This window comes from Promicromonospora iranensis (assembly GCF_028994775.1).
Taxonomy (GTDB): Bacteria; Actinomycetota; Actinomycetes; order Actinomycetales; family Cellulomonadaceae; genus Promicromonospora; species Promicromonospora iranensis_A.
In genome coordinates this window covers 88735-115301 of sequence record NZ_JAJQMN010000007.1, presented here as the reverse complement: position 1 = coordinate 115301, position 26567 = coordinate 88735, and the positions used below count along the sequence as shown (strand labels likewise).

The 26567-nt window shown below is 72.3% G+C and carries 28 protein-coding genes; 11 read left to right on the top strand and 17 right to left on the bottom strand.

What is annotated here, in order from left to right; translation table 11 throughout:
* The first annotated feature begins 2 nt into the window (after nucleotides 1-2).
* A complete protein-coding gene (locus tag LUU90_RS14600) occupies nucleotides 3-521 on the top strand; it encodes a hypothetical protein (protein ID WP_275004162.1) in 519 nt (172 codons plus the stop codon).
* A 65-nt stretch (nucleotides 522-586) separates the two neighbouring features.
* On the opposite strand, the gene glgA is transcribed toward LUU90_RS14600, so the two are convergent.
* Nucleotides 587-1804, bottom strand: coding sequence for a glycogen synthase (glgA, locus tag LUU90_RS14595; RefSeq protein WP_275004450.1), 1218 nt, complete (start codon nucleotides 1802-1804; stop codon nucleotides 587-589).
* Between the two features lie 174 nt (nucleotides 1805-1978).
* On the opposite strand from glgA, the gene glgC reads away from it, so the two are divergent.
* Both glgC and serB read left to right on the top strand, forming a co-directional pair.
* Entirely contained in the window at nucleotides 1979-3220 is a 1242-nt protein-coding gene (gene glgC / locus LUU90_RS14590; RefSeq protein ID WP_275004161.1) for a glucose-1-phosphate adenylyltransferase, read from the top strand.
* A 160-nt stretch (nucleotides 3221-3380) separates the two neighbouring features.
* Nucleotides 3381-4001: a phosphoserine phosphatase SerB gene (gene serB / locus LUU90_RS14585; RefSeq protein WP_275004160.1), complete on the top strand. Its 621-nt coding sequence runs from the start codon at nucleotides 3381-3383 to the stop codon at nucleotides 3999-4001.
* Nucleotides 4002-4089: 88 nt separating this feature from the next.
* Here serB and LUU90_RS14580 read toward each other — a convergent pair whose 3' ends face one another.
* From LUU90_RS14580 to fabG, 3 genes are all read right to left on the bottom strand, one after another.
* On the bottom strand, nucleotides 4090-4629 hold the full coding sequence (locus LUU90_RS14580) for a SixA phosphatase family protein (protein WP_275004159.1): 540 nt from the start codon (nucleotides 4627-4629) through the stop codon (nucleotides 4090-4092).
* A gap of 34 nt (nucleotides 4630-4663) precedes the next feature.
* Nucleotides 4664-5434 carry an enoyl-ACP reductase FabI gene (gene fabI / locus LUU90_RS14575; RefSeq protein ID WP_275004158.1) on the bottom strand — a complete coding sequence of 257 codons (771 nt, stop codon included), beginning with the start codon at nucleotides 5432-5434 and terminating at the stop codon, nucleotides 4664-4666.
* Between the two features lie 160 nt (nucleotides 5435-5594).
* Nucleotides 5595-6329, bottom strand: a complete 735-nt coding sequence (gene fabG, locus LUU90_RS14570) for a 3-oxoacyl-ACP reductase FabG (RefSeq protein ID WP_275004157.1) — start codon at nucleotides 6327-6329, stop codon at nucleotides 5595-5597.
* Between the two features lie 257 nt (nucleotides 6330-6586).
* Here fabG and LUU90_RS14565 point away from each other — a divergent pair, with 257 nt between their 5' ends.
* The 3 genes from LUU90_RS14565 to LUU90_RS14555 are packed head-to-tail and all read left to right on the top strand — an operon-like array spanning nucleotide 6587 to nucleotide 8171.
* Complete coding sequence (locus LUU90_RS14565) at nucleotides 6587-6940, top strand: DUF3099 domain-containing protein (protein WP_275004156.1); 354 nt, start codon at nucleotides 6587-6589, stop codon at nucleotides 6938-6940.
* Between the two features lie 11 nt (nucleotides 6941-6951).
* Nucleotides 6952-7203 carry a hypothetical protein gene (locus tag LUU90_RS14560; RefSeq protein WP_275004155.1) on the top strand — a complete coding sequence of 84 codons (252 nt, stop codon included), beginning with the start codon at nucleotides 6952-6954 and terminating at the stop codon, nucleotides 7201-7203.
* The gene (locus LUU90_RS14555) at nucleotides 7200-8171 is read left to right on the top strand and encodes an SURF1 family protein (protein ID WP_275004154.1); all 972 of its coding nucleotides are present in this window, start codon (nucleotides 7200-7202) and stop codon (nucleotides 8169-8171) included. Before LUU90_RS14560 ends, LUU90_RS14555 begins: the two co-directional genes overlap by 4 nt.
* Before the next feature lie 142 nt (nucleotides 8172-8313).
* On the opposite strand, the gene abc-f is transcribed toward LUU90_RS14555, so the two are convergent.
* Entirely contained in the window at nucleotides 8314-9912 is a 1599-nt protein-coding gene (gene abc-f, locus LUU90_RS14550) for a ribosomal protection-like ABC-F family protein (protein WP_275004153.1), read from the bottom strand.
* 251 nt (nucleotides 9913-10163) lie between these two features.
* Here abc-f and LUU90_RS14545 point away from each other — a divergent pair, with 251 nt between their 5' ends.
* The 3 genes from LUU90_RS14545 (at nucleotide 10164) to LUU90_RS14535 (ending at nucleotide 14706) form a co-directional block, all read left to right on the top strand.
* On the top strand, nucleotides 10164-12482 hold the full coding sequence (locus LUU90_RS14545) for a family 43 glycosylhydrolase (RefSeq protein ID WP_275004152.1): 2319 nt from the start codon (nucleotides 10164-10166) through the stop codon (nucleotides 12480-12482).
* Between the two features lie 101 nt (nucleotides 12483-12583).
* Nucleotides 12584-13774, top strand: coding sequence for an MFS transporter (locus tag LUU90_RS14540; protein ID WP_275004151.1), 1191 nt, complete (start codon nucleotides 12584-12586; stop codon nucleotides 13772-13774).
* Between the two features lie 179 nt (nucleotides 13775-13953).
* Nucleotides 13954-14706 (top strand): hypothetical protein, encoded by a 753-nt coding sequence (locus tag LUU90_RS14535; RefSeq protein WP_275004150.1) that lies wholly within the window; start codon nucleotides 13954-13956, stop codon nucleotides 14704-14706.
* Between the two features lie 40 nt (nucleotides 14707-14746).
* Here the strand turns inward: LUU90_RS14535 and LUU90_RS14530 are convergent, their stop codons facing one another.
* The 4 genes from LUU90_RS14530 to LUU90_RS14515 all read right to left on the bottom strand — a co-directional run bounded on the left by LUU90_RS14530 (nucleotide 14747) and on the right by LUU90_RS14515 (nucleotide 18413).
* Nucleotides 14747-16060 carry a threonine--tRNA ligase gene (locus tag LUU90_RS14530; RefSeq protein ID WP_275004149.1) on the bottom strand — a complete coding sequence of 438 codons (1314 nt, stop codon included), beginning with the start codon at nucleotides 16058-16060 and terminating at the stop codon, nucleotides 14747-14749.
* Between the two features lie 156 nt (nucleotides 16061-16216).
* Nucleotides 16217-17107, bottom strand: coding sequence for a KPN_02809 family neutral zinc metallopeptidase (gene ypfJ, locus LUU90_RS14525; RefSeq protein ID WP_275004148.1), 891 nt, complete (start codon nucleotides 17105-17107; stop codon nucleotides 16217-16219).
* Nucleotides 17108-17220: 113 nt separating this feature from the next.
* Complete coding sequence (locus LUU90_RS14520; protein WP_275004147.1) at nucleotides 17221-17739, bottom strand: pyridoxamine 5'-phosphate oxidase family protein; 519 nt, start codon at nucleotides 17737-17739, stop codon at nucleotides 17221-17223.
* On the bottom strand, nucleotides 17736-18413 hold the full coding sequence (locus LUU90_RS14515; protein ID WP_275004146.1) for a DUF899 domain-containing protein: 678 nt from the start codon (nucleotides 18411-18413) through the stop codon (nucleotides 17736-17738). Before LUU90_RS14515 ends, LUU90_RS14520 begins: the two co-directional genes overlap by 4 nt.
* Nucleotides 18414-18510: 97 nt before the next feature.
* Here LUU90_RS14515 and LUU90_RS14510 point away from each other — a divergent pair, with 97 nt between their 5' ends.
* Nucleotides 18511-18969 (top strand): winged helix-turn-helix transcriptional regulator, encoded by a 459-nt coding sequence (locus tag LUU90_RS14510; protein WP_275004145.1) that lies wholly within the window; start codon nucleotides 18511-18513, stop codon nucleotides 18967-18969.
* 64 nt (nucleotides 18970-19033) lie between these two features.
* Here the strand turns inward: LUU90_RS14510 and LUU90_RS14505 are convergent, their stop codons facing one another.
* The 7 genes from LUU90_RS14505 to LUU90_RS14475 are packed head-to-tail and all read right to left on the bottom strand — an operon-like array spanning nucleotide 19034 to nucleotide 25117.
* A complete protein-coding gene (locus LUU90_RS14505) occupies nucleotides 19034-20455 on the bottom strand; it encodes a serine hydrolase domain-containing protein (protein WP_275004144.1) in 1422 nt (473 codons plus the stop codon).
* Between the two features lie 58 nt (nucleotides 20456-20513).
* Complete coding sequence (locus LUU90_RS14500) at nucleotides 20514-20864, bottom strand: CHY zinc finger protein (RefSeq protein WP_275004143.1); 351 nt, start codon at nucleotides 20862-20864, stop codon at nucleotides 20514-20516.
* Nucleotides 20861-21457 carry an energy-coupling factor transporter transmembrane component T gene (locus LUU90_RS14495; protein WP_275004142.1) on the bottom strand — a complete coding sequence of 199 codons (597 nt, stop codon included), beginning with the start codon at nucleotides 21455-21457 and terminating at the stop codon, nucleotides 20861-20863. The genes LUU90_RS14500 and LUU90_RS14495 overlap by 4 nt, the downstream gene beginning before the upstream one ends.
* 37 nt (nucleotides 21458-21494) lie before the next feature.
* Complete coding sequence (locus LUU90_RS14490; RefSeq protein WP_275004141.1) at nucleotides 21495-22217, bottom strand: energy-coupling factor ABC transporter ATP-binding protein; 723 nt, start codon at nucleotides 22215-22217, stop codon at nucleotides 21495-21497.
* Entirely contained in the window at nucleotides 22214-23341 is a 1128-nt protein-coding gene (locus tag LUU90_RS14485) for a thiolase family protein (RefSeq protein ID WP_275004140.1), read from the bottom strand. The genes LUU90_RS14490 and LUU90_RS14485 overlap by 4 nt, the downstream gene beginning before the upstream one ends.
* A complete protein-coding gene (locus LUU90_RS14480) occupies nucleotides 23331-24479 on the bottom strand; it encodes an ANL family adenylate-forming protein (protein ID WP_275004139.1) in 1149 nt (382 codons plus the stop codon). The genes LUU90_RS14485 and LUU90_RS14480 overlap by 11 nt, the downstream gene beginning before the upstream one ends.
* 8 nt (nucleotides 24480-24487) lie before the next feature.
* Complete coding sequence (locus LUU90_RS14475) at nucleotides 24488-25117, bottom strand: biotin transporter BioY (protein WP_275004138.1); 630 nt, start codon at nucleotides 25115-25117, stop codon at nucleotides 24488-24490.
* Between the two features lie 62 nt (nucleotides 25118-25179).
* On the opposite strand from LUU90_RS14475, the gene LUU90_RS14470 reads away from it, so the two are divergent.
* The gene (locus tag LUU90_RS14470) at nucleotides 25180-25806 is read left to right on the top strand and encodes a TetR family transcriptional regulator (protein ID WP_275004137.1); all 627 of its coding nucleotides are present in this window, start codon (nucleotides 25180-25182) and stop codon (nucleotides 25804-25806) included.
* A 31-nt stretch (nucleotides 25807-25837) separates the two neighbouring features.
* On the opposite strand, the gene LUU90_RS14465 is transcribed toward LUU90_RS14470, so the two are convergent.
* Complete coding sequence (locus tag LUU90_RS14465; protein WP_275004136.1) at nucleotides 25838-26491, bottom strand: DedA family protein; 654 nt, start codon at nucleotides 26489-26491, stop codon at nucleotides 25838-25840.
* Nucleotides 26492-26567: the final 76 nt, after the last annotated feature.

Below are 26567 nucleotides of genomic sequence, written 5' to 3'. Positions count from 1 at the left end.
CCGTGCAGCGGGTGTGGGTGGTCGGCACGTCGGGGTCGGGCAAGACGACGCTCGCCCGCGAGCTCGCCCGACGGCTCGGCCTGCCGCACACCGAGCTCGACGCGCTCTACTGGGGCCCCGGCTGGACGCCGCGCGAGGAGTTCCTGGCCGACGTCGGGTCCGCCGTCGGCCAGGACGCCTGGGTGATCGACGGGAACTACTCGGGGGTGGGCGCCGCCGACCTGATCCGGGAGCGGGCCGACACGTTCGTCTTCGTGGACCCGTCGCGTGCGACCGTGATGCGCCGCCTCGTGACGCGGACGATCCGCCGGACGGCGAGCCGGGTGGAGCTGTGGAACGGGAACCGCGAGCCCTGGGACGCGCTCTTCGCGCACGACTCCGTGATCCGCTGGGCCTGGACCACGTACGAGGACAAGCGCGTCAGGTACGCGGCGGCGGCGTCGGACCCGGAGTACGCGCACCTGGCGTACCACCGCCTCCGGACCCGAGCGGACCGGAGGGCGTTCCTGGCCGCCCTCTGATGCCAGGCCGCCCTCCCCTGGCCGCCAGGCCGACCAGACCTGTCAGGCGAGGTCCACCACGGCCCTCAGGCCTGCGCGAGCACCTGCCGGTAGACCTCCATCGTGCGGTCGCCGATCGCCGCCCAGGTGAAGCGCTCCTCGGCCCGACGCCGCCCCGCGGCACCCATCGCGGCTGCGCCCTCCGGGTCGGTCGCTACCCGGGTCAGCGCGGCCGCCAGGTCGGCGACGAACCGGTCCGGGTCCAGCGGCGTGCCCGTCCCGTCGTCGGCCTGCTCGATGGGGACCAGCAGGCCCGTCACGCCGTCGTCGACCACCTCGGGGATGCCACCGGTGGCCGTGCCGACCACGGGCAGGCCCACGGCCATGGCCTCGAGGTTCACGATGCCGAGCGGCTCGTAGACGCTCGGGCAGACGAAGACCGTGCAGGCCGCGAGGACTGCCACGAGGTCGGGCCGCGGGAGCATCTCCTCGATCCAGACGACGCCGGTCCGGGACTCGCGCAGGCGCTCCGTGAGGGCCACCACCTCGGCCATGATCTCCGGCGTGTCCGGCACACCGGCGCACAGCACGAGCTGCACCTCCGGCGGCAGCTCGGCGGCCGCCCGCAGCAGGTACGGCAGGCCCTTCTGCCGGGTGATCCGGCCGACGAACACGACCGCCGGCCGGTCCGGGTCGATCCCGTACCGGCGTACGGTGGCGGCCGCCGCGGCCTGCGCCGCCGCGTCGTCGGGGTCGGGGCGCCGCCAGCCCGACAGGTCGATGCCGTTGTGCACCACGTGCACGCGCTCCGGGTCGAGCTCGGGGTAGACACGCAGGATGTCCGCCCGCATGCCCGCCGACACCGCGATGACGCCGGCCGCGCCGAGGTAGGCGGTGCGTTCGGCCCACGACGACAGCGCGTACCCGCCGCCGAGCTGCTCCGCCTTCCAGGGCCGCAACGGCTCCAGGGAGTGTGCGGTGACCACGTGCGGCACGCCGTGGAGCAGCCCGCCCAGGTGGCCGGCCATGTTGGCGTACCAGGTGTGCGAGTGGACCAGGTCGGCGCCCGCGACGTCGTCGGCCATGACGAGGTCCGTGCCCAGGGTGGCCAGCGCGGCGTTCGCGCCCGCGAGCGCCTTCGGGGTGACGTAGCCGGTGACGCCGGACGCCTCCGTCGCGGCGTCCCGGGGACCGTCGAAGCAGCGCACCCGCACGTCGGCGTGCTGCGCCAGGACTGCGGCCAGCTCGGCGACGTGGACGCCCGCACCGCCGTAGACGTGGGGCGGGAACTCGCGGGCCAGCAGGTCGACCCGGAGGCCGCCGTCGGGTCGACCTCCGGTACGGGGCGCGGGAGCGGGAAGTGAGCGGGGGGCAAAGCCTGGGGCTGCGGCGACGTCGGGCACCCTGCCAACCTAGCGTGCGTGAACTCACCGCGCGTCACCTGACGGACCAGGCCAAAAGGGCTTAATGTCACCCGTATGGCTTCCGCCCCCCGCGTCCTTGCGATCGTCCTCGCCGGCGGCGAGGGAAAGCGGCTGATGCCGCTGACCGCCGCCCGCGCCAAGCCCGCAGTGCCCTTCGGCGGCATCTACCGCCTGGTGGATTTCGCTCTGTCCAACATCGTCAACTCGCGCTATCTGCACGTCGTCGTGCTGACGCAGTACAAGTCCCACTCGCTGGACCGTCACATCTCCAAGACATGGCGCATGTCGCCCCTGCTGGGCAACTTCGTGGCGCCCGTCCCCGCGCAGCAGCGCGTGGGCAAGCACTGGTATCTCGGCAGCGCCGACGCGATCTACCAGTGCCTCAACATCATCGACGACGAGCGGCCCGACATCGTCGTCGTGGTCGGCGCCGACCACGTCTACCGCATGGACTTCTCCCAGATGGTGGACGCGCACATCGACTCGGGTGCGCGGGCGACGGTCGCCGCGATCCGGCAGCCGATCGGCATGGCCGACCAGTTCGGCGTCATCGACGTCGACCCCGCTGACCCGACGAAGATCCGCGAGTTCCTGGAGAAGCCCACGGAGCCCACGGGCCTGCCCGACTCCCCCGGCGAGATCCTCGCCTCGATGGGCAACTACGTGTTCGACGCCGACGCGCTGGTCGAGGCCGTCACCAAGGACGCTGCCAACCCCGACTCGCGGCACGACATGGGCGGCGACATCATCCCGGCCTTCGTGGCCGACGGCGAGGCCGGCGTGTACGACTTCATCCGCAACGACGTGCCGGGCTCGACCGAGCGCGACCGCGGGTACTGGCGCGACGTCGGGACGATCGACTCGTTCTACGACGCGCACACCGACCTCATCGCCGTGCACCCGATCTTCAACCTCTACAACTACGACTGGCCGCTGTACACGGGCTACACGGGGCTGCCCCCGGCGAAGTTCGTGCACGCCGGCCCCGGGCGCATGGGGCACGCGGCGGAGTCGATCGTGTCGCCGGGCGTGCTCATCTCGGGCGCGCAGGCCGCCGGATCCGTGCTCTCCCCGGGTGTGCACCTGCACTCGTGGTCGAACGTGTCCAACTCCGTGCTCATGGATGACGTCCAGGTGCACCGGTACGCGCACGTGCACCGGGCGATCGTCGACAAGAACGTGATCATCAACGAGCGGGCCCGCATCGGCGTGGACCCGGACGAGGACCGGGCGCGCGGCTTCACGGTCACGGAGTCGGGGCTGACGGTGGTCCCGAAGGGCACGATCGTCGACTGACGTCCCGCCGCACGGGGCGCCGAACGTAGGGGTAGCCGCACTCTGAGCGCTCAGAGTGCGGCTATCCCTACGTTCGGCCATCTCGGCGGCCGCGGTGCCGGTCGTGCGCAGCACGTGGACGGCACGGCGGAACAGCGCGCCGCTCCGGCACACTGGTCCCGTGAAGCGACTCATCGTGACCGACGTGGACTCGACCTTCTTCCGCCAGGAGGTCATCGAGCTCATCGCCGAACATGCCGGCACCCGGGACGAGGTCGCGGCGGTGACCGAGCGGGCGATGCGGGGCGAGCTCGACTTCGCCGCGTCCCTGCGCGAGCGTGTCGCGACCCTGGCCGGCGTGCCCGTCGCCGCGCTGGACAAGGTGCGCGCCGCCGTCGAGCTCACGCCGGGCGCCCGTGAGCTGGTCGCCGAGTGTCAGGCCCGGGGCTGGGCGTTCGGGCTGGTGTCCGGTGGTTTCGCCGAGATCGTCGAACCGGTCGCCCAGGAGCTCGGGATCAACCTGCTCCGCGCCAACCGCCTGGAGGTCGCGGACGGCGTGCTGACCGGCCGCACCGTGGGCCCCGTCATCGACCGTGCGGCCAAGGCCGCGACGCTGCGCGAGTGGGCCGCGTCCCTGGACATCCCGCTGGAGCACACCGTCGCCGTGGGCGACGGCGCGAACGACCTCGGCATGATCGAGATCGCCGGCGTCGGCGTGGCGTTCAACGCCAAGCCCGTGGTGCGCGAGCAGGCGCCCCACTCGATCGAGGGCCGCCTGGACGGAGTCCTGGCACTCCTCTGACACGTTGAGTGCGGGCTATCTGCGGTCCGGAGACGTCTCCGGCCACAGATAGCCCGCACTCAACGGGGCAGGCTTGACGAGGTTTCGGTCAGGCGGGGCGGGTCACCTCGGTGAGGCGGGCCGTCCTGCGGTCCCAGTTCGCCCAGTCCTCGTCGGCCTCCAGCACCGAGTACGTCGCCGTCGGGACGCCGACGCGCACCTGGGCGAGCGCGCCGTCCTCCGACCCCGGTCCGGCCAGCAGCTCGGCGGTGCCCGCCATGGCGGGCTCGTGACCGATCACCAGCACGGTCCGGGTGGCGGGGTCCAGCTCGCGCACCAGCGCCAGGACTCCGCGCGGCATCGCTCCCAGCAGGTCGTCGGTGAACGCCACCGGCGGCTCTCCCAGGTGCTTGCGTGCGAGGTCCCACGTCTGACGGGTGCGCACCGCCCCGGAGACGAGGACGGCGTCGGGGACGAGGCCGGACGCGACCAGCGCCGCACCGACCTTCACCGCCTGGTCCCGGCCACGCAACGCGAGCGGGCGCTGCTCGTCGGGAAGTTCCGACGGCGGCTCCGCCTTCGCGTGCCGGAGCAGCACCAGCCGCCGCACCGGCGACGTGGTGGGCTCCGTGCCCGACGCTCTGCCCATCAAAGCCTCCTGCCCATCTATTGACCCATGTCGTCTATTGACCCATGGCGTGCACGCCGCCGTCGACGTGCACGATCTCGCCGGTGGTCGCCGGGAACCAGTCCGACAGGAGCGCGCACACGGCACGTGCCGCCGGCTCCGCGGTCGTCTGGTCCCAGCCGAGCGGGGCTCGGGTCGGCCAGGCGTCCTCCATCGTCGCGAAGCCCGGTATGGACTTGGCGGCGGTGGTCCGGATCGGCCCTGCCGAGACGAGGTTGCAGCGGATTCCTTCGGGGCCGAGGTCGCGCGCCAGGTAACGGTTCGCGGACTCCAGACCGGCCTTGGCCACGCCCATCCAGTCGTAGACGGGCCAGGCGAACTGCGCGTCGAACGTCAGTCCGACGACGGCGCCGCCATCCGTCATCAGCTCCCTCGCCGCCACGGCGATCGACTTGTACGAGAACGTGGAGACGTGCAGCGCGGTGGCGACGTCCTCCCAGGTGCCCGTGAGGAAGTTGCCGCCCATGACGGACTGCGGGGCGAACCCGATCGAGTGCACCACGCCGTCGAGCCGGTCGAAGCCCTCCGCGCGGATCGCGTCGGCCAGACCGTCGAGGTTCTCCTGGCTGGTCGCGTCCAGCTCGACCACCGGTGCCTCGACCGGCAGCCGCTTGGCGAAGGCCTGCGTGAGCTTCATCTGCCGCCCGAAGGACGAGAGAACCACCTCGGCGCCCTCGTCCTGAGCGAGCCGGGCTGCGTGGAATGCGATCGACGAGTCCGTCAGCACGCCCGTGACGAGCAGCTTCTTACCTTCGAGGAGACCCATGTTGTCCTTCCGATCGGGCGCAGGCGTGCCGAAGCAACCCCTGCGCTGGGTGCGAGCGTAATGCGGATTGCGGCGTGGTACGAAACTCCGCGCCGTGCTTCATGTCCAGAATGTTGGATATATTCGGGCAAAACCGCAGGTAGCGGCGCCAGAGTACGGCTCAGTGCCCCATCCCGAGACCACCGTCGACGGGGATGACCGCACCCGTGACGTAGCCCGCGGCGTCGGACGCGACGAACGAGACCACTGCCGCGACCTCGTCCGGCGAGGCGAATCGGCCGGCCGGGATGTTCTTGAGGTAGAACTTGCGCACGTCCTCGGACAGCGCGGCCGTCATGTCGGTCTCGACGTAGCCGGGCGCGACGACGTTCGCGGTGATCCCACGGGTGCCGAGCTCACGGCTGATCGAGCGGGCCATGCCCACCAGGGCGGCCTTCGACGAGGCGTAGTTGACCTGGCCGGCACCGCCGAACAGGCCGACGATCGAGCCGATCAGCACGATGCGCCCCTTCCGAGCCCGGATCATGCCCTTGGACGCGCGGCGCACGCAGCGGAACGTCCCCGTGAGGTTCACGTCGACGACCGACTCGAACTCCTCGTCGCTCATGCGCATGAGGAGCTGGTCCTTGGTCACGCCGGCGCTGGCGACGAGCACCTCGACGGGGCCCATGTCGGCCTCGATCGCGGTGAACGCGGCGTCGACGGCCGCGGTGTCGGTGATGTCCGCCACATAGGCCTCGACACCCTTGGGCAGGTCGCCCCCGCGGTAGATGGTGGCGACGCGGTCGCCGTCCGCGACGAAACGCTCGGCGATCGCGCGGCCGATGCCACGGGCGGCGCCCGTCACGACGACTACCCTGCCGGTCGGGCCTGCAGAAATGCTCTCAGTGGGCATGGTGGTCACCTGAACTCCTCGATGCTGTGATGGTGCTGTTCGCATGGAGGCCGCGCGAGGCTGGGGGCAGCGGCCGGTACCGGGCTCGATCCGGGTCCGCTGCGACGCTACCCCGCGCGTCGAGCGGACGCCGCGCGCGGCGGGCCACAGGGATCCAGCGGTCCTTGTCGGTTTCCTACAACAACCTGTGACGCACGCCGCCCGCGCGGACGGCGGAGCGCGTTACGGCGGGGACGTCACGGACGTAGACTGACGGGATGAGCGAGCCGGTTCCGTCCATCACCTCGGCCCACGTGCCGCTGGCAGTGGACCAGGCACGCCGCACACGCAGCTACCTGATCCAGATGTCCATCCGCGTGGTGTGCATCATCGGCGCGGTGCTGGTCGACGGCTGGGTCCGCTGGGCGCTCGTCGCCGCCGCCGTGGTGCTGCCGTACTCGGCGGTGCTCATCGCGAACTCCGGGCGGGACCAGGTCACGCACGACACCTCGCCCGTGACGCCCGCGGCGGCGCCGGCGCTCACCGAGCTGCCCGACGTCGACGCCTCCCCCGACATCCCGGCTGCCCGGGCACCGGGTGCGGGGCGCGTCATCGACCACGTGGACGACTGAGGGAACTTCCGATGGACCTCCTCGGCCTCTCCGGCCCCGCACCCGACCCCGTGCCCGACGGCGAGCTGATCTGCAGCGCCAAGGGCTGCCGCGAGCAGGCGGCGTGGGGCCTCCTGTGGAACAACCCGAAGCTGCACACACCCGAGCGCCGCAAGGTATGGCTCGCGTGCGACCAGCACCGTGAGCACCTCGAGCAGTTCCTCGCGTCGCGGTCGTTCTGGAAGCAGACCGTGGCGGTGGACGAGCTGGACCGGGTGTCGTGAGCGACGGCGCCACGGCCGGCCGTCCTGGCGTCATGAGCGACGGCGTCGCGAGCACCGGGGCCGACGAGTCCCGTGGCCCGCGCACGACGCGCCAGTGGGTGATCCTGGCGGTCGCAGCCGTGGTCCTCGCGGCCCTGTGCCTGGTGGCGGGTCGCTGGCAGTGGGAGCGGGCCGAGTCCCGCAACGCAGAGATCGACCTCGTCAACGCCAACTGGTCGGCGCCGGTCGTGCCGGTGGGCGAGATCCTGGCCGGTCCGGGCGCCGTCGTGCCGGACGACGAGATCTGGCAGCGCGTCGAGCTCGAGGGCGAGTACGTCACGGACGCGACGGTGCTGCTGCGCAACCGGCCCGTCGCCGGGCGCAACGGCTATCACGTGCTGGTGCCGTTCGAGGCCCGGGTCGACGGGCAGGACATCGTGATCGTCATCAACCGTGGCACCGTCCCGCTCGGTCGCGATGCGGCCGGCCCGGACGCGGTACCCGCGCCGCCGTCGGGCAACGTGCGGATCGTGGCGTCGCTGCGGGCGGACGAGCCGCCGTCGGCCCGGGGCGCGCTCCCCGGGCAGGTGCAGGCGATCTCGACCGAGCAGGTGCTCGCTGCCGGGCCGGACGGCGCCGAGTGGGCCGAGGGCCGCACCGTCGGCGCGTACGGGGCGCTGCGGACCGAGGACCCGGCACCCGAGACCGCACTCGCCGCCCTCCCCAAGCCGGACACCGACCCGGGTTCCCACCTGTCGTACGCGTTCCAGTGGTGCATCTTCGCGATCGGCGCGATCGCGGGCTACATCTTGCTGTGGCGCCGGGAGCGCGGGGCGCTGCGCGGCGAGACCGTGTCGGCGGGCGACCTGCTCCTCGCCTCCGACGACCAGACCGACGCCGACGGCGTACGGGGGCGCCGACCGGCCCGTGACCGCCGGCAGACCGCCGAGGACGAGGAAGACGCCCTCATCGAGGCCCAGCTGCACTGACCCGTCGGCCACCGCCACTGGTCGAACCGTCCGTTGGTCGTCGTGTTGCCCTGAGTAGACGGTGTCTACGGACGGCAACCCATCCCGCAGACCTGCAGTCACCGCCGACCCCGCTCGAACCTCATGCCGGTCGAGAATGGCGTCAGGCCAGCGACACCAGTTCCGCGTACTCGTCGCTCCAGAGATCCTCGTCGCCGTCGGGCAGCAGCAGCACGCGCTCGGGCTCCAGCGCATCCACGGCGCCGTCGTCGTGCGTCACCATCACGACCGCGCCCTCGTACGTCTTGAGCGCACCGAGGATCTCGGCACGCGACGCCGGGTCGAGGTTGTTGGTGGGCTCGTCGAGGAGCAGCACGTTCGCGCCGGACACGACGATCGTCGCCAGCGCGAGCCGCGTCTTCTCGCCGCCGGACAGCACGCTGGTGGGCTTCTCGGCGTCGTCGCCGCTGAACAGGAACGAGCCGAGCACCGAGCGGACCTGGGTGTCCGTGAGGTCCGGCGCGGCGTGCCGCAGGTTCTCCACGACCGTCACGTTCATGTCGAGCGTGTCGTGCTCCTGGGCGTAGTAGCCGAGCTTGAGCCCGTGCCCGGGCACGACCTCGCCCGTGTCGGGCGCCTCCACACCGGCGAGGATCCGCAGCAGCGTCGTCTTGCCCGCACCGTTGAAGCCGAGGATGACGACCCGTGACCCGCGGTCGATCGCCAGGTCCACCCCGGCGAACACCTCCTGGGAGCCGTACGCCTTCGACAGCCCGTTCGCCGTCAGCGGCGTGCGTCCGCAGGGTGCCGGCGTCGGGAAGCGCAGCTTGGCCACGCGGTCCGAGGCACGCTCGGCCTCCAGCCCCGACATCATCTTCTCGGCGCGCTTGATCATGTTCTGCGCGGCGGTGGCCTTGGTCGCCTTGGCGCGCATCTTCTCGGCCTGGGCGAGCAGCGTGCCCGCCTTCTTCTCGGCGTTCGCCCGCTCTCGCCGACGACGCCGCTCGTCCGTCTCGCGCTGCTCCAGGTACGCGTCCCAGCCCAGGTTGTACTGGTCGAGCTCGCCCCGGTTGGCGTCCAGGTGGAACACCTTGTTCACGGTGGCGCGCAGCAGGTCGACGTCGTGGCTGATCACGATGAACCCGCCGTTGTACGCCCGCAGGTAGTCGCGCAGCCACATGATGGAGTCCGCGTCGAGGTGGTTCGTGGGCTCGTCCAGCAGCAGCGTCTCGACGCCGCTGAACAGGATGCGCGCCAGCTCGATCCGGCGTCGCTGTCCACCGGAGAGCGTGCCGAGCGGCTGCGCCAGGACACGCTCGTCCAGGCCCAGGTTCGCGGTGATGATCTGCGCCTCCGACTCGGCGGCGTAACCGCCGGCGGCCAGGAAGCGCGCCTCGAGCTTGGGGTAGCGCTCCATCGCGGCGGCCTGCGTCGCCGCGTCGGCCGACGCCATGTCACCCTCGGCCCGCCGCATCTGCGCGATGACGTGGTCCAGCCCGCGCGCGGACAGCACACGGTCCATCGCGAGGACCTCGAGGTCGCCGGTACGCGGGTCCTGCGGCAGGTAGCCGATGTCGGTACCGCGCACGATCTGCCCGCCCGTCGGCTGGGTCTCCCCCGCGAGGGTCTTCGTCAGCGTGGTCTTGCCGGCACCGTTACGACCGACCAGGCCGATCCGGTCGCCCGAGGCGACCCGGAAGTTCGCCTCGCTCAGCAGCACGCGCGCGCCGACGCGCAGCTCGACGCCATGGGCAGTGATCACGCAGATGGTCCTCACAGTTAGGGGTGGTGGTTGATCGTTCAGCCCACAGCGACGGGGGCCGAACCAGTCTAGTGCCCATCGTCCAGGGATTACGGTGCGTTGCCTCACGTCCGTCCCGCGTCAGCCCTGGACGGAACCGGCCGGCCGACGGTACCTTCACGCCTGGTACTACGTTGTATCAAAATCCGTCGCAAGGAAGCCACGGCCGCGTCACCGACGACGCGGTGCGACCTCCCGAAGGGATGAGACCCATGGAGATACGGTTCGTCGCCGTGCTCGCCTCGCTCGCGCTGGCCCTGGGCGCCACGACCCTGCCCGACGGCGGCGCCACCGCTCCGGCGGCGGCCACGCCACCGCCGTCGAACAGCGCGCAGCCGCCCGCCACCACGTTTACCAACCCGATCACCGAACCGTTCGCCGACACCTACGCCGACCCGGCGGTGATCCGCGGCAAGGACGGCTGGTGGTACCTCTACGCGACGAGCGACCCGCTCGTCTCGGGCGGGCCGTTCGGCAACATGCACGTCGCGAAGTCCCGGGACCTGGAGTCGTGGGACTACGTGGGCACGATCTTCGACGAGGAGAACCGGCCGTCCTGGGCCGCGAGCGCCTCGTACTTCTGGGCGCCGGACATCCGGTACGTGGACGGCCAGTACGTCATGTACTACACCGTGACGGACACGGCGGCGAACCCTGACCCGTGGGACTACACGATCGGCGTGGCGACGGCGCCGACACCGACCGGGCCGTGGACGGACTCGGGCGGGCCGGTGCTGGACCCGCGTCCCGCGGCGGGCGACGGCTACCTCAACACGATCGACCCGGCCCTGTTCGCGGACGACGACGGGTCGCGCTACCTCTACTTCGGCGGCTTCAACGGTGGCATCTGGGTCACCGAGCTGGACGAGACCGGCACGCGCGCGGTGGGTGAGCCCACGCGGGTGACCGTCGCGGACCGGTACGAGGGCGCGTTCGTGGTGAAGCGGGACGGCTGGTACTACCTCATGGGGTCGTCGGCCAACTGCTGTGCGGGCCCGGTGACGGGGTACAGCGTGTACACGGGCCGGTCGCGTTCGCCGCTGGGCCCGTTCACCGATCACGAGGGCGTGCGCCTGGACGAGTCGCGGGTGGGCGGCACGCAGGTGGTGGCGCAGAACGGGAACCGGTGGATCGGCGTCGGGCACCACGCGGTGCTGACCGACGTGTCGGGGCAGGACTGGATGCTCTACCACGCGATCGACAAGGACGACGCGTGGCTCGAGGAGCCGGGCGGCGTGAACCGTCGGCCCACGCTGATCGACCGGATGGACTGGATCGACGGGTGGCCGGTGGTCAACGCGGGTGCGGGGCCGAGCGAGGGTCCGCAGCCGGGGCCGGTGTCCGCGAGCGGGCTCGGCATCGTGAGCGACGACCCGGCGTCCGGGTCCGGGCTCCGGCGGGTGGCGGGGACGCTCGCCCGGGGTTCCGACGGCTCGGGCGACGCCGGGGCGATCGCGCGCCTGGTGCCGAGTCGGCGGGACGCCGCCGTGGCCCGGACGGCCCCGGCTCCGCGGGACGTCCGGGTCGAGGCCGACGTGCGGCTGCCGGACGCCGACGGGTCGTTCACGACGACGCTCGGCGGGCGAGGTCCGGCCGCGGTGTCCGTGCGGTTGGACGCGGGGGCGCATGAGCTCGTCGTCGGGCAGGGGAAGCGGCAGCTGCGGGCCGCGGTGCCCGCGAACGTGGACCTGCGCGACTGGCACGTCCTGAGCGTCGAGGCGCGGGACGGTGCGGTCGCCGCGCGGCTGTCGTCGAGCGGTCTGGGCGACGTGGACGCCGAGGTGCGGTTCGAGCCGCGTGGCCCGCTCCCCCGGCGGGCCGCGGTGAGCCTGGCGGCCGACGGCGGTGAGACGCAGCTCGACAACCTGACGGTGGTCGCCGCGCACGACCCGGTGACCCGGCGGGTGGCCGAGCCCCGGGCCGGCGCCGTCACGTTCGCCGAGGAGTTCGACGGCGCGCTGGACCCGGGCTGGCGCTGGCTGCACGAGCCGGCTGCGGCCGACATCGAGGACGGCGCGCTCTCCTGGCCGCTGACCGGCCACGACCTGGTCGGCTCGGCGAACGACGCCCCCGCGCTGCTGCGCGACGCCCCGGACGGCGACTACGTGCTGGAGGCCACCGTCACCCTGCCCCTGGGCGAGAACACCGTGCGCAACTACCAGCAGGCGGGCCTGCTGGTGCACGCGGGCGACGACGACTTCCTGCGGCTGGCGCCGGTGTCGATCTGGCAGACGCGCCAGGTCGAGTTCGGCAAGGAGCTCACCGCCGACGGCCGTACCTGGTTCGGCGGTCACGTCTCCGGACCGGTCGCGGACACCATGCACCTGCGCCTGTTCCACACGACCGACCCGGCGACCGGCGAGCACGAGTACCGGGCGGCCAGCTCACGCGACGGCAGGAGCTGGCGGTTCGGCGCCACGTGGACGCTCCCGGCCGGCACCGACCCGGCGGTCGGCATCTACGCCGGCGGCGGGGCGTCCCCGGCGACGACGGCACTCTTCGACTCGGTCCGTCTCCGCGCTCTGGACTGACCCACAGTCCGTTGAGTGCTGGGTATTTGTGCCGTCGGAACGTTTCGACAGCACAAATACCCAGCACTCAACGGGGCTGGGAGGGTGTCAGGATGGGGAGCATGTTTGCATCCCGACGGACAGCCGTGAACTGGCAGCCACAGGGGGTTCGGGAGGCCGGGGGCGGGCTCTTCGCCCTGGCGCTCGCGACGTTCGTCGCCATCACCACCGAGCTGGTCCCGGTGGGCCTGCTCCCCCTGATCAGCGACGACCTCGAGGTCTCCGAGGGCGTCGCGGGCCTGCTGGTCACCGCCTACGCGTTCATGGTCGCGGTGCTCGCCGTGCCCCTGACGACGGCGACACGCAGGCTGCCGCGCAAGACCCTCCTGCTCACCGCCCTCGGCGTCTACGTCCTGAGCAACGTGATCGTCGCGGTCGCGCCCACGTTCGCGCTGGTCGCCGTGGCCCGGGCGCTGGGCGGCGCGTCCCACGCCGTCTTCTTCTCGGTGAGCATCGGGTACGCGTCCCGCCTCGTGCGCCCGCACCTCGCGGGGCGTGCCCTGGCCCTGGTCACGCTGGGCGCGTCGGCCGGGTTCGTGCTGGGCGTGCCGCTGACGACGTCGCTCGGCACCGCCCTCGGCTGGCGCGCCGCGTTCGTGGTCCTGGCCGGGGCGTGCACGCTCGCCGGTGTGCTCACGGCGCTGCTGCTGCCGTCCGTCGCCGGCGGTGGCGCTCCCCCGGCCGACGCCGCCCGGGGCGCCCGCCGCACCGCGCTGGCCCAGGTCACATCAGCGAACGCGCTCGCCTACCTCGGCCACTACACCGTCTACACCTACGTCTCCGTGCTGCTGCTGGCGACCGGCCTCGCGACGGCGGCCCTCGGCCCCGCCCTCCTGCTGATCGGCGCGCTCGGCCTCATCGGCGCCGCGTACGCCGCCGCCCGGCTCGACGTCCGGCTCCGGCAGACCACCGTCGTGACCCTCGTGGTCGTCGCGGGCGGCATCCTGGCGCTCGGGTTCGCCTTCCCCGGCACGGTCGGCACGCTCGCCGCCGCGGCCGTGTGGAGCATCGGCTTCGGCGCGGTCGCCGCCGTCTTCCAGACGGCGGCCATCCGCACCCGGGGCGCCTCGCCCGACGTCGTCGGCGCCCTGGTCAACTCGACCGCCAACATCGGGATCGGCGGCGGGGCGGCGCTCGGGGCGCTCGTGCTCGACGGCGTCGGGTTCACCGCCGTGCCCTACACCGGGGCGGCGCTCGTCATGACGGCGCTGGTGGTGGTGCTGGTGGCCCGCCGCGCGTTCCCCGCGGCCTGACCGTGGTGGTCGGTAGTTCGTCAGGTAGTCGGCATTCCGAGCTACCGATCATGTGACGGACTGCCGACCGCGCACCATCGGGCCCGGCCGGGTGCGCGACGGGCGGGGTAGCGGGTGATCCGAGCCACGTTTTACCGCCAGAACGCGCGGCTCCAGGCTGTCGGACGTACCGTCCGATCATGGGCACCGACTCCCCCAGCGTTCCCGTCACCATCGCCGACGCACTACCCAATCTCCGCACCGGCCGCCTGGCCCGCGGGGATGACCTGAGCAACAACCGGCCGGCCAAGCACCTCATCGACGAACGTCGCGCCTACTCCCGGGAGCATGCCTCCGCGATCCTGCGGGGCCGGCTCAGCGGACAGCCCGACGAGCGGCACCGCGCCCTGAGCCGTCGGATCGCCGGCGCGAGGGCCGTCGCCCAGGAGCTCTGGGAGCTCGTGGCCCACCGGCCCGTCTGGCGCGTCCTCCACTCGATCCGTATGGAGCCCTTGACCGACTCAGGGCTGCGCCCTCCGACGGGCTCGCTGCAGCGCCCGACGACGGGCTCCCTGCAGCGGCCTTCGCCGGGCTGGATGCAGCGCACGGACGCCGTCGAGCTCGACCAGCTCGTGATCGGCCCCTCCGGCGTCTACACCATCCAGAGCGTGTACCGTCCGGGCCACGACATCACCGCCGACACCGCCCTGTACGCCGCTGCCCGCACCCAGCAGATCCTGGACCGCGCGACACGCGTACCGGTCACCGTGCAGCCGCTGATCGTGTTCGTCCGGACCGACCAGCCCCGCGTGGAAGGGCCGCGCGACGGCGTCGAGGTGCTCACAGCCGACGAGCTGGTGCCGTGGCTCGAGAGCCGTCAGCCGATGCTCACGGAGCGCGAGCTGGAGATCGTCCACCTGGCGGCTCGGGACCACCGCACCTGGGCCGCCTGAGCCCGACCCACCGCAGGTCGAACCTGTCGAGACCAACCGCTCACCACACGACGCGCGCCGAACGCCGCCGAGCCGCCTCCGCAAGCCTGTCCCCCAGCGCGGAGAGCGGTACGGAGGTCTTCACGCCCGACCCGGGATCGGTCACCGCGAGCACCCCCGCCTCGATCTCGCGTGGCCCGAGCACGCCCAGCAGCGCGTCCCGGCTCTTCCGGGCCAGGCGGATCCGGTTGCCGAGCGACCCCTCCCGCTCGACACGCACGCGCAGACCCCGGGCGCGCAGGTCGGCGGCCAGCTCGTCGACCCTGTCGACCACCAAGCTACCGACGCCCTGCCCGTCACCCTGCCCCTCACCCTGCCCTGCAGCTGCCGGCCGGTCGGCCACCGGCAGCAGACAGACCTGCACGGGCGCGAGCCAGAACGGCAGCCGTCCGGCATGCCGCTCCAGGAGGAACGCGACCATGCGCTCCATCGCTCCGACGGTGCCGCGGTGGATCATCACCACGCGCTCCCGCGCGCCGGAGGCCGCGACGTAGGTCAGGTCGAACCGCTCGGGCTGGTTGAAGTCGAGCTGCACGGTCGCGAGGGTCTCCTCGTGCCCGCGCGCGTCGAGCACCTGGACGTCGATCTTGGGCCCGTAGAAGGCGGCCTCGCCCGGTTCGGCGTGCCAGTCCAGCCCGGCGGGCGCCGCCAGCTCGGCCAGCACCGCCCGGAGCGCCTCCTCCGCCGCGGCCCACTGCTCGGGCGCGCCGAGCCACCTGCCCGAGTCGTCCCGGCCCGACAGCCGCAGGTACAACACCTCGATGCCCAGGGTGTCGAGCACCTCCAGGACGGCGGACAACGCGACACGCACCTCGTCGGCCACCTGGTCGGGACGGCAGAACACGTGCGCGTCGTCGAGGTTGATCTGCCGCACGCGGCTCAGCCCGGACAGCACGCCGGACCGTTCCGCACGGAACATCGGCGCCAGCTCGGAGTACCGCACGGGCAGGTCCCGGTACGAGCGCGGCTCGGACGCGTAGATCTGCGCGTGGTGCGGGCAGTTGGCGGGGCGGAGCACGAGCGGGTCGGCGTCGGGCCCGGCGCCGTCGATGACCATGGGTGGGAACATGTCGTCCGCGAACTTGGCCCAGTGGCCCGACCGCTCGAACAGCGACCGCTTGCCGAGCACCGGCGAGTACACGGGTTCGCAGCCGGTGCGCAGCGCCACCTCGCGGGCGTACTGCTCCAGCTCGTAGCGCACCGCCGCGCCGGCAGGCAGCCACAGCGGCAGGCCGGGACCGACGAGCGGGCTCGACTCGAAGATCCGCATGTCGCGGCCGAGCTCGCGGTGATCAAGGGTGACAGCGTCGTTCATGGTTGCTCCTTCGATGGAGGAGCCGCCCCGGTGCCGGGCAAGACAAAGGCCCCGGAGCGAGCTCCGGGGCCTGGGTTGCTGAGTGCAGTGTCAGCGCGCGCCGGAGGGGTCCGGCGTCGTCGTGCGTGCGCTGAGGTGCATGCGCCAACCGTATGTCTACAGCGACGACGCGTCCAGCGCGTTGCAGTCCTGGATGGTGCCGCCGTTGTAGCCGATGCCGAACCACTTGACGCGCTGCTCGCTCGATCCGTGCGAGAACGCCTCGGGGTTCACGTCGCCGCCCGACCTCCGCTGGATGTTGTCGTCACCGACGGCCGCCGCTGCCGAGAGCGCCTGCTCCAGCTCGGGCCGCGTGATCGGTTCGAGGAACGGGACGCCCGTGTCCGGGTCCTCGGTCGTGGCGGCTGTGCCCGCCCACATGCCCGCGAGGCAGTCGGCCATCAGCTCGATGCGCACCGAGTCGGACTCGGGGCCGGTGCCCGAGCGGTCCGCCCGCTCGAACAGCCCGAGCTGGTTCTCGATGTGGTGTCCGAACTCGTGCGCCGTCACGTACATCTCGGCGAGCGGCCCGCCCTTGGCGCCGAACTGGCTGGACAGCTGGTCGTAGAACGCGAGGTCCTCGTAGACGGTCATGTCGGCCGGGCAGTAGAACGGCCCCGTGGCCGACGTCGCCGAGCCGCAGCCCGTGTCGACGGCGTCAGTGAAGCTCACGACCTCCGGCAGCTGGTACTCGACCCCGCCCTGCTCCGGGAGGGTGGTCTCCCAGTAGGCGTCGAGCGACTGCACGGCGGCGTTCAGGCGGCACTCCGGGCCGCTGTTGGCCTCCTCGGCCGTGCACTCCCCGATGTAACCCGTCTCGCCGGTTCCCTGGCCGCCCGACGTCGTGCCGCCGAGGATGTCCGTCGGGCTGTTGCCCGTCACCAGCATGTAGACCAGCGCGATGACGATCGCGACGCCGCCTCCGCCACCCACGGCGACGGCGCCGCGGCGTCCGCCGCCCTTGCGGACCCGGCCACCCTCGAACTGACCGCCCTCGTTGAAAGTCACCTGGTTACGCTACCGCGACGGCGGCGCACTCACCCGAAGACCTTGGCTGTGGTCGAGCCGAACCGTGACCATCTGCCGTGACTTCGTCGCCCGGCCGACGGCCGGGCCGGTCGTCAGAACCGCCAGCGGGTGGCCGTGAGCCCGTCGGAGCCGTAGCCGAAGGCGCGGATCGGGGTCACCCTGTAGAAGCCGTACTCGGGCGAGCCAGGAAGACCGCTATCGTACACGTTGCCGTCGCGGACCGTGAACTCCCAGCCGTACTTGGCCATGAAAGCTGCCGCCACACGGCGCAGCTCGGACTCCGCCCGCACTTGCGTGACCTCACCTTCGACCACGAGATCGAGGGTGTCGTCGGAGACCGTGATGACGCAGTGGTGGTTGCGGGCCAGGTTCTTCGCCTTGCGGGACGTCGGGCGCGTGGCGAAGACCGGCGCGTCGTCCACCCAGACCGGCATCAGCGGCATGGCGTGGGCACGTCCGTCCGGCCGCACCGTCGAGAGCCACGCCTTGGGCGCCGACTCCAGGCATGCGCGTGCCTCGTGCCACGGTTTCACCGTCGCCTCGTCCGTGCTCATCGGTGTCGCGTCCCGCTCGTCGAACAGCAGCTCGGCGGTGGGGCTCCCGCCGGTCACTGCGCGCCTCCTCGTGCTGGTGCGGCCTCGTACTCGTCGTGCAGGCGCCACCACTCGTACGGCGCGGTCCGGGGCCGGCCCTCCGGCGAGTCCTCCCAGTCCTCCTGTCTGCCGAAGGGAGTCAGGTCGAGGAAGCTCCAGCTGCTGCCGAGCTGTTCGACGCCCCTGCCGGTGGTGGCATAGGTGCGGTACACGGTGCCGCCGTCGCGCAGGAAGACGTTCAGCGCGAATCCGTCGCCTGCATCCATGTCGTCGTTGAAGTCGCTGCCGAGCGACGAGACCCACGGGATGTTCCAGCCCATCCGTTCCTTGAACGGGAGGATCTCGCCGAGCGGGCCGCGGGAGACCAGCGCCAGCGAGGTGTCCCGCGCATGCAGGTGTGCCAGGTGCCCGATGTTGTCGGTGAACATCGAGCATCCCGAGCAGACGTCGTCGGGGTCGTGCCACATGAAGCAGTAGGTGATGAGCTGGTTCCGTCCTTCGAAGAGGTCGACCAGGCTCACCTGGCCGTCCGGCCCTTCGAAGCTGTACTCCTTGTCGATCCTGACCATCGGCATCCGGCGCCGCTGAGCGGCCAGCGCGTCCCCCGCCCTGGTGTGCGCCTTCTCCCGCGCCCGCAATGCGTCCAGCGCGGTCCTCCACTCCGACGGCGAGACAGTTCGGGGTTGGTTCACGGCTATCTCCCTCACGCATGGTCTCTTGAAGGAACTAACCAGTTCAGGCTAGGTCGAGTGAGTTCCTTGAGGCAACTCAATTGCGTAGGCTGGCGCCATGCAGCGAACCCGTTTTGGCGACATGGCCTGCTCGATCGCCCGGACGTTGGACGTCATCGGGGAGCCCTGGTCGCCACTGATCCTGCGGGACGTCTACGTCGGCATCACCCGGTTCGACGCGCTCCAGCAAGACCTGGGCATCTCCCGCAAGGTGCTGGCCGAACGGCTGAAGTGGCTGGTCGAGAAGGGCGTGCTGGCACGGCAGCAGTACTCGAGCCGACCACCGCGTCACGAGTACACGCTCACCACGAAGGGCGAGGAACTCTGCGACCTGCTGCTGGTGATGGTGGGCTGGGGCGACCGGTGGACTGCCGGCGAGGCAGGCCCGCCCGCACTCCACCGGCACCACGCCTGCGGCGAGTTCAGTCACGTCGAGCTGCACTGCTCCGTGTGCGGGCAGCCGATGCACGCCACCGACGTCGACGTCTTGCCCGGCCCCGGCGCGGCGGCCGGATAACTGCTCGCCTACGCCGGGAGCCGGTTCTCCCCGCGTTCCGGCCGACGAACGCGCCGGGATGCGCCTACCGGCTGAGCACGCGCGCCCGGAACTCCTCGACCGGCCACGCCGTCATCGCACCGAGCCGGACGGCGACGATCGCACCGTCGGCGTCCCGCTCGACCTGGACCGGCTCGCCGACCGTGCCGAAACCGGCGACGGACTCCTGCGCGAGGCGTCCGTCCGACAGCAGGAACCGCTGCGCGACCTCGACCGGCTGCGGGGAGCGCGGGTTGATCGTGTGCACGATCCCGCCGAGGTCCACGACGTCGACCACGCCCCAGAGGTTGGCGAAGCGCCCGAAGGGCGCGTCCGTCGGGACGGGCGGCAACGGGTCCCCACCCGTGCCCGCCAGGCCGGACGCCGCGACCTCCTCCGCGGCCGCGAGCGCCAGGTTGATGATCTGGATGACGCCGCCCGCGATCTGGGTGGCGATGCCGTCGACGGCGTTGGTCAGGGCGGAGACGACGAGCCCGTCGACGGGGTCGATCCAGGTGCGGGTGATGTGGCCGGGGTAGCCGCCCGAGTGTCCGACGAGCTCGCGGTCGCCGACCTTGCCGAGCTCGATGCCGACGCCGTACCTGCCGAGCTCCTTGCCGCGGACCGTGACGGTGGACTCCTGGCGCTGCACGAGGCGCTTGCTCCTGTCGGTGAGCAGCGTCGTGTCACCGAACACGTGTGTGGTGCCGTAGCGCACCATCTCGAGCGCGGTGGAGTACCAGCCGGTGGCGGCGGCCATGGCGCGCGTGTCGACGTGCGGGATGACACGGCGGGTGTCGCCGTGCACGATCCGGCCGGTGTGGCCGGCCGCGTACTCGGCGGCGCGCTCGGGATCGAGCTCGGTCCCGGTGCGGGTCAGGCTCAGGGGTTCGATCACGGCGGCACGCGCCACCTCGTCGTACGTCTTGCCGGTGACCTGCTCGATGATGATGCCGAGCAGGCTGTAGCCGATGTTCGTGTACTTGAAGTGCTCGTTCGGCTCGAACACGATGCCCTCGGTGCGCACGCACTCCAGCACCTGCTCGCGGTCGAGGAAGGGCCGCTGGTGCTGCCAGAAGTCGCCGTCGGACGAGTCGCGGATGATGCCCGCCTGGTGGCCGAGCAGCTCCCGGACGGTGATCGCGGCGGCGCCCGAGCCGTCGAGCTCCGGGACGAGCGCGCCGACGGTGTCGTCGAGGCGCAGCTCTCCGCGCTCGACGAGCTGCATCACCATGACGGTGGTGAACGTCTTGGAGTGGGACGCGACGCGGAACAGGTGGTCGCTGGTGAGGTCCTCCCCCGTCTCGAGGTTCGCCTTGCCCCAGGCGAGGTCGACGAAGATCTCGCCGCGGCGGCCCACGGCCAGCTGCAGGCCGGGCATGCCGTGGTAGTCGGCCTGGAACGCGGCCCAGTCGGCCAGGTAGGGGGCGATCGAGCGGAGGGTCTGTGCGGTGCGGTCGTCGGTCACGGGGACGACTCTGTCAGGTCGGCGGCCGGGACGTCACCGTGTTACCCGGCCTGCCCGCCTACCCGACCTGTGCGCCGGCCTGCCCGAGCGCGCGCTCCCCGAAGTAGATCGAGGAGTGGAGGGCACACCGCGGGTTGAACGCGGCCGCGCAGGACGGGCATCGCCCGGCACCCCGGTACTCCCCGATGGTCAGCTCCGTCCAGCACACTCCGCACAGCACCGCCCGCTCGTCGTCCGCTCCGGCCGGCCAGGGCCGCGACGGATGGTCAGCGGTCTGCTCGTGGCACAGATGGCACGGGTAGTACCGGCCGCAGCACGCGAACCGGATCGCGATGACGTCCAGCGGCGTCCGGTAGTGGACGCACCTGGTCTGCTCGTCGACCGTGGGGCCGAGCACCACCGGCCTCATCGCACTCCGCGCGCGACGAGGGCCTCACCGAGCTGGTCGGCGTGCTTGAGCGCCATGACCAGGAACGGCATCGCGAAGTGTCGAAGACTTCGTCCTCCGCCACGGGCACGCTGCGCCTCGCGCACGTCACGGGCCAGACCGGCGAGCACCGGCAGCGTGCTCAGTGTCACGGACAGCGTCAGGGCCGCACGCTGCGGGTCGATGCGCAGCAACGCGAGCGGCTGCATCGCCCGCTCGATCGTCTCCAGCAGCTCGGTCGCCGGGGTCGTCAGCGCGAGCAGCGCGGCGAGCGCGCAGGCGACGGCGACGCGCGCGGTGTTCGCCGCGGCGCTCTCCGGGCCGAGGAAGACCAGCTGGCCGGCAAGGGTCAGGCCGACGATCCAGCGGACCGTCACGAGCTGGCGGCCGAGCTCACGCAGCCCCGCCCCCGGGAGCGCGTAGCACGCGAGGCAGACGGCGGCCATGACCGCGGCGGCCCACCAGGTCGCCGGGAGCAGGCACACGCCGAGCACGACCAGCAGGAGGAGGGCCGTCTTCGGTCCCGCCGGCAGCCGGTGCCACGGGCCGTTCCCGGGCCGGTACAGAGTCACCATCGAGTCACCATCGAGTCACCATCGCGTCACCATCGAGTCACCATCGGATTCCCGCCTCGTACGTGGCGATCACCTGCGCGGGGTCCCCGACCTGCGTCACCGTACCGTCCTGGACGAGCACCGCCGTCTCGCAGCGCTGCGCGAGCCGCAGGTCGTGCGTGACCAGCACCAGCCGGTGCGAGGCGTCCGCGAGCAGGTGGTCGGCGACCCGGCGGGCGTTGCGCGCGTCCAGGTACGCGGTCGGCTCGTCGGCGACCACCAGGTCCGGCCGCCGGACGAAGGCGCCGCACAGGGCGAGCAGCTGCTTCTGGCCGCCGGACAGGTCGTGCGACGACCGGTCGGCGAGCTCGGCCAGGCCGAACCGGTCGAGCGCGGCGGCCACCCGTTCGGCCTTCTCGGCGCGCGGCAGCTTCTCGGTGCGCAGCGAGAACGCGACGTCCTCCGCAACCGTAGGCATGACGATCTGCGCGTCCGGGTTGCTGAAGATGACCGCGACTCGGCGGCGCAGCTCCGCGGCCTGACGTACCGGGTCCAGACCGAGGACGCGCACGGTGCCGTCACCCGCGGCGACCAGGCCGCTGAGCAGGCGTGCGAGCGTCGACTTGCCCGAACCGTTCTCCCCGACGACGGCGATCGTCCGCGCCTCCAGCGAGAGCGTGACGTCGCGCAGCACGTCCGTGTCGCCCAGGCGCACGTGGACGCCCTGGAGCGCGATACCGGGCGCGGTACCGGGCGCGACACCGGGTGCGACACCGCTCATCGGACCACCTCGAAGACGGCCGCGACGCCCATCCCGCCGCCCACGGACGCCGCCGCGACACCGAGCGTCCCGGCGGGGGCGCCCGCGCGGACGAGCCGCGCGAACAGTCGCACCACGCTGACCGCGCCGCTCGCGCCCCACGGGTGGCCCAGGGCCAGGGCCCCGCCGTCGGCGCACACGCGCGGGTCGTCGTCGTCGATGCCGAGGCGGCCGAGCACGGCCAGCGACTGGGCCGCGAACGCCTCCACGATCTCGAACGCCGCGACGTCGCGCAGGTCGATCCCCGCGGCGTCGACGGCGGCTCGTACGGCCGGCGCGGCCCCGACCCCGGGCAGCGCGGGGTCGCAGCCGACCACCGCATGCCCCCGCATCGTGAGGCCCGGTGCGTGGCCCACGAGCCGGCGCGGCACGACGGCGACCGCCGCGGCACCGTCGCTGATGCGCGTGGACGTCCCGGCGGTCAGGGTGCCGCCGTCGAACAGGACGGGTAGCCGGGACAGCACCCGCTCGGCGACCCCGACGGAGTCGTCCGCGGTCAGTCCTGCCACCGGGACGAGCTCGGCGGCGAACCGTCCGGCGTCGCGGGCGTCGCGCGCCCGGCGATGACTGCGCGCGGCGTGCGCGTCCTGCCGTTCCTTGCTGATGCCGTCGGCCGCGGCCAGGTCCTCCGCGGCCCGGACCATGTCCGGGTCGGGCCATCCCTGCGGGGTGAACGGGGCGCGGTCGTAGCGCACGCCGTCCACGGACCGGACCGGAGCCGTCGACGCGCTCTCGACGCCGCCGGCGAGCCGCGGGCGATCGTCCCCGGCCCGGATCGCCGCCGCGGCGTCGAGCACCGCGGCAAGGCCGCTGCCGCACTGCCGGTCCACGGTCGCGCCGGGCACCTCGACACCCAGCCCGGCGGCCAGGGCGGCGACCCGCGCCGGGTTGCCGCCCGGGCCCATGCAGTTGCCGAGCACGACGTCGGCGATCGCGAGCCGGCGTCCGGCCACGGCCTCCGCGTCGGCGCGCACGGCGCGCAGGACCGGTGCGGCGAGCTGCCCGACGTCCACGGACGCGAGGGCGCGCCCGCGGGTACCGATCGGCGTCCGGCGGGCGGCGACGATGACTGCCTCATCCGACAACCCTGCTCACCTCCCCGGCGAGCGCGCGGCGGACGATCTCGGCACGAGCCGGCTTACCCGACGTGTTGCGCGGCAGCTCACCGGTGAACCAGATCCGGGGTCGGTGCGCCGGCCCCAGCCGGGATGCCGTACTGCTGCGCAGCGAGTTCGCGGTGATCGCGGGGGAACCGGGAGCCGGTTCGACCATCGCGGCGACGAGCGCTCCGACACCTCCTGCGGGGACCCCGAAGACGACGGCGTCCGCGATCGCGGGAACCTGACGGAGCTCGGCCTCGACCTCCTCGGGTATCACGGTCGCGGAAGCGGTGATGATCGCGCCGTCCGCGCGGCCGCGGAGCCGGAGCGTCCCGGTCCCGGCATCCCCATCGAGCTCGGCGAGATCGCCGACTGTCGCCCAGGCCCCGTCGGTGCGAAGCGGTCCGCCGGTACCGAGATAGCCGAGTGCCACGAACGGGGATCGCACCCACAGCTCGCCGTCACGCACGTCGACGTCCACACCGGGAAAGGGGCGCAGGCCGGTGCCGTCGTCGACGGCCACGAACGAGAGCTCCGCCGCGCCGTAGTAGGAGATCACCCGGATACCCAGGGACTCGGCGTCCGCACGCAGACCCTGGTCCAGGTGGGAGCCGCCGACGAGCGCGGTCCGCAGTCGCGGGAGCCTTCCGCCGTCGAGCAGCGCGCGCAGGGTCTGCGGCGTCCCGTGGAAGGCGGTGGCCTCCGCGAGGTCGCCGTCCGGGCCCTGTCCCGGGAAGACGGGGCGCGGGCCGCCGCCCAGCGCGTGCGCCAGGGAGAACAGGGTGAGCGAGGACGACGGCGGCGCGGGCAGGGCGACCACCCGTTCGGACCGCGGCACGGCGGCGTCGTGGAGGAGCGCGGAGACGGCGGGAAACGACTCCGCCCAGGACGCGGCGGTGCGCACGACGACGCGTGGTGCGCCGCTGCTCCCGGAGGTGAGCGCCGCCCAGGCCGCGCCCGACGGCAACCGCACGTCCCGCACCAGAGCGTGCACGGCTTCCCGGTGCGCCTCCGGCAGGCGTCCGTCGGTGACGAGCGGGACGTCGCCCGCGGCCCGCACCGCGCGCAGGCGCTCGACCAGCGCGTCCGTGGCGCCGTCCAGCACGACGATGCGCGGTGTCATGTGGCCTGTCACGCGGCCGGCGGAACCGTGCCCGCGGCTTCCTCGCGCGCCTTCGAGCGCCAGTTCCGCCGGAACGCGCGGGGGTAGGCGCGCAGGAGCGTGCTGACGGTGACCGTCGCCAGCGCGGCCTTCACCAGGTCGCCGGGTACGAAGACCAGGCTGGCCAGCGCCGTCTGCGCGAGGGACAGCCGGGTGACCAGGCTCTGGACGGGGAGGCCGAAGGCGTAGACCACGAGGATGCCTCCGACGAGCATCGCGAGCGCCGTCCGCCACGCCGTCGGCTTGCGGGCGGCCGAGTGCACGATCAGGCCGACGACGAACGCCCCGGCGATCCAGCCGACCAGGTAGCCGGCGGACGGTCCGACGAAGACACTGAGGCCGCCGCGCCCGCCGGCCAGCAGGGGAAGCCCGGCCGCGGTGAGCGCGAGCAGCGCGAGGACGGCGAGCGCCCCGAGCCGCGGTCCGAGGATCGCTCCGGCGAGCATGACGCCGAAGGTCTGCGCCGTGATCGGCACACCACCGAAGACACTGAAGCTGCCCGGCAGGCCCAGGGCCGCGATGAGGGCGGCGAAGACGGCGACGCGGGCGAGATCGCTCGCGTCGAGGACGCTTCGCCGTGATCCGTGGTCGTTGTGCACTGAGCCCTCGCTTCATCCTGAACGGTGTTCACCTGAACGGCGTTCTGCACCATACTGTGCTGATGAGCGGATCACCAAGGCACAGCCGCGACGACGTGTCCGAGATGGCCCTCCGCCTCCTGGACGAGTACGGGCTGCCCGACCTCACCATGCGGCACATCGCCGCGGCTCTCGAGGTGCGGGCCAGTGCTCTGTACTGGCACTTCCCGAACAAGCAGGCGCTGCTCGCCTCGGTCAGCGCGCGGATCCTCGCCCCGATGGAGCACGTGCGGGTCGAGGACATGACCGTGTCCGAGGCCGTGCGCCGGCTGGGCGCACGGCTGCGTGAGTGCCTTCTCGCCTACCGCGACGCCGCCGAGCTCGTGTCGAGCTCGCTGGCGCTCGGGCTCGTCGACTCACCGGTCCGGCCGCAGCTGATGGCGGTCACCCGGCGCGACGGCGTGCCGGACTCGCTGTCGCGGGTCGCCGCGGAGGCCGTCATGCACTTCGTCGTCGGGTACACGTTCCACGAGCAGCAGCGCCTGACCGCGGACTCGTTCGGGCTCCTGCCGGAGGCCGCGTCCTCGCTGAACCCGGACAACGCGAGCGCCCGGCCGGCGGACGGCGGGGACTTCGAGGAGGCCCTGAAGATGATCGCCGACGGCCTCGAGGTGTCGGCGCGTCAGCACACGGAGACGTCGGCGGGCTGACCCAGCCGGTCAGCGCTCTCGCACGTGCCGGTCAGCGCTCTCGCACGTGCCGGGGCGTGTCCTGGTCCCGGCGTCCGCGCAGCACCTTCACGAGCCACCAGACGACCAGCAGCACGGCCACCACGATGACGACCTTCTGGAACACGCCGACACTCTGCTCGACGACGTGCCACTGGTCCCCCAGCAGGTAGCCGGCGCCCACGAGCAGGGTGTTCCAGACGCCGGAGCCGAGCGTCGTGAAGGCGAGGAAGCGCCCCAGCGACATGCGCTCCACGCCCGCGGGGATGGAGATCAGGCTGCGCACGATGGGGATGAGCCGGCCGATGAGCACCGCCCAGTCGCCGTGCCGGATGAACCAGGCCTCGGCCTTGTCGACGTCCTCCAGCGACACGAGCGGCATGCGGTCGACGATCGCGCGGAGGCGGTCGCGGCCCAGCCACGCTCCCAGCCCGTACAGGAGGACGGCGCCGACCACGGAGCCCGCCGTCGTCCAGATCAGGACGTGCCACAGGACGAGGGAACCCTGCGAGGCCGTGAAGCCGGCCAGCGGCAGGATCACCTCGCTCGGCAGCGGAGGGAACAGGTTCTCCAGGGCGATCGCAACGCCCGCACCGGGTGCGCCGAGCGTCTCCATGAGTCCGATGGCCCAGTCGGCGACCGTCGAGGCGAAGCTGTGTGTCGTCATGTCCCTACGCTATTTGACCGGGCGGGGGTCGGCGGACTGCGGTCCTCCCCCTGGTCAGGCGGGTGCGCCTCAGCAC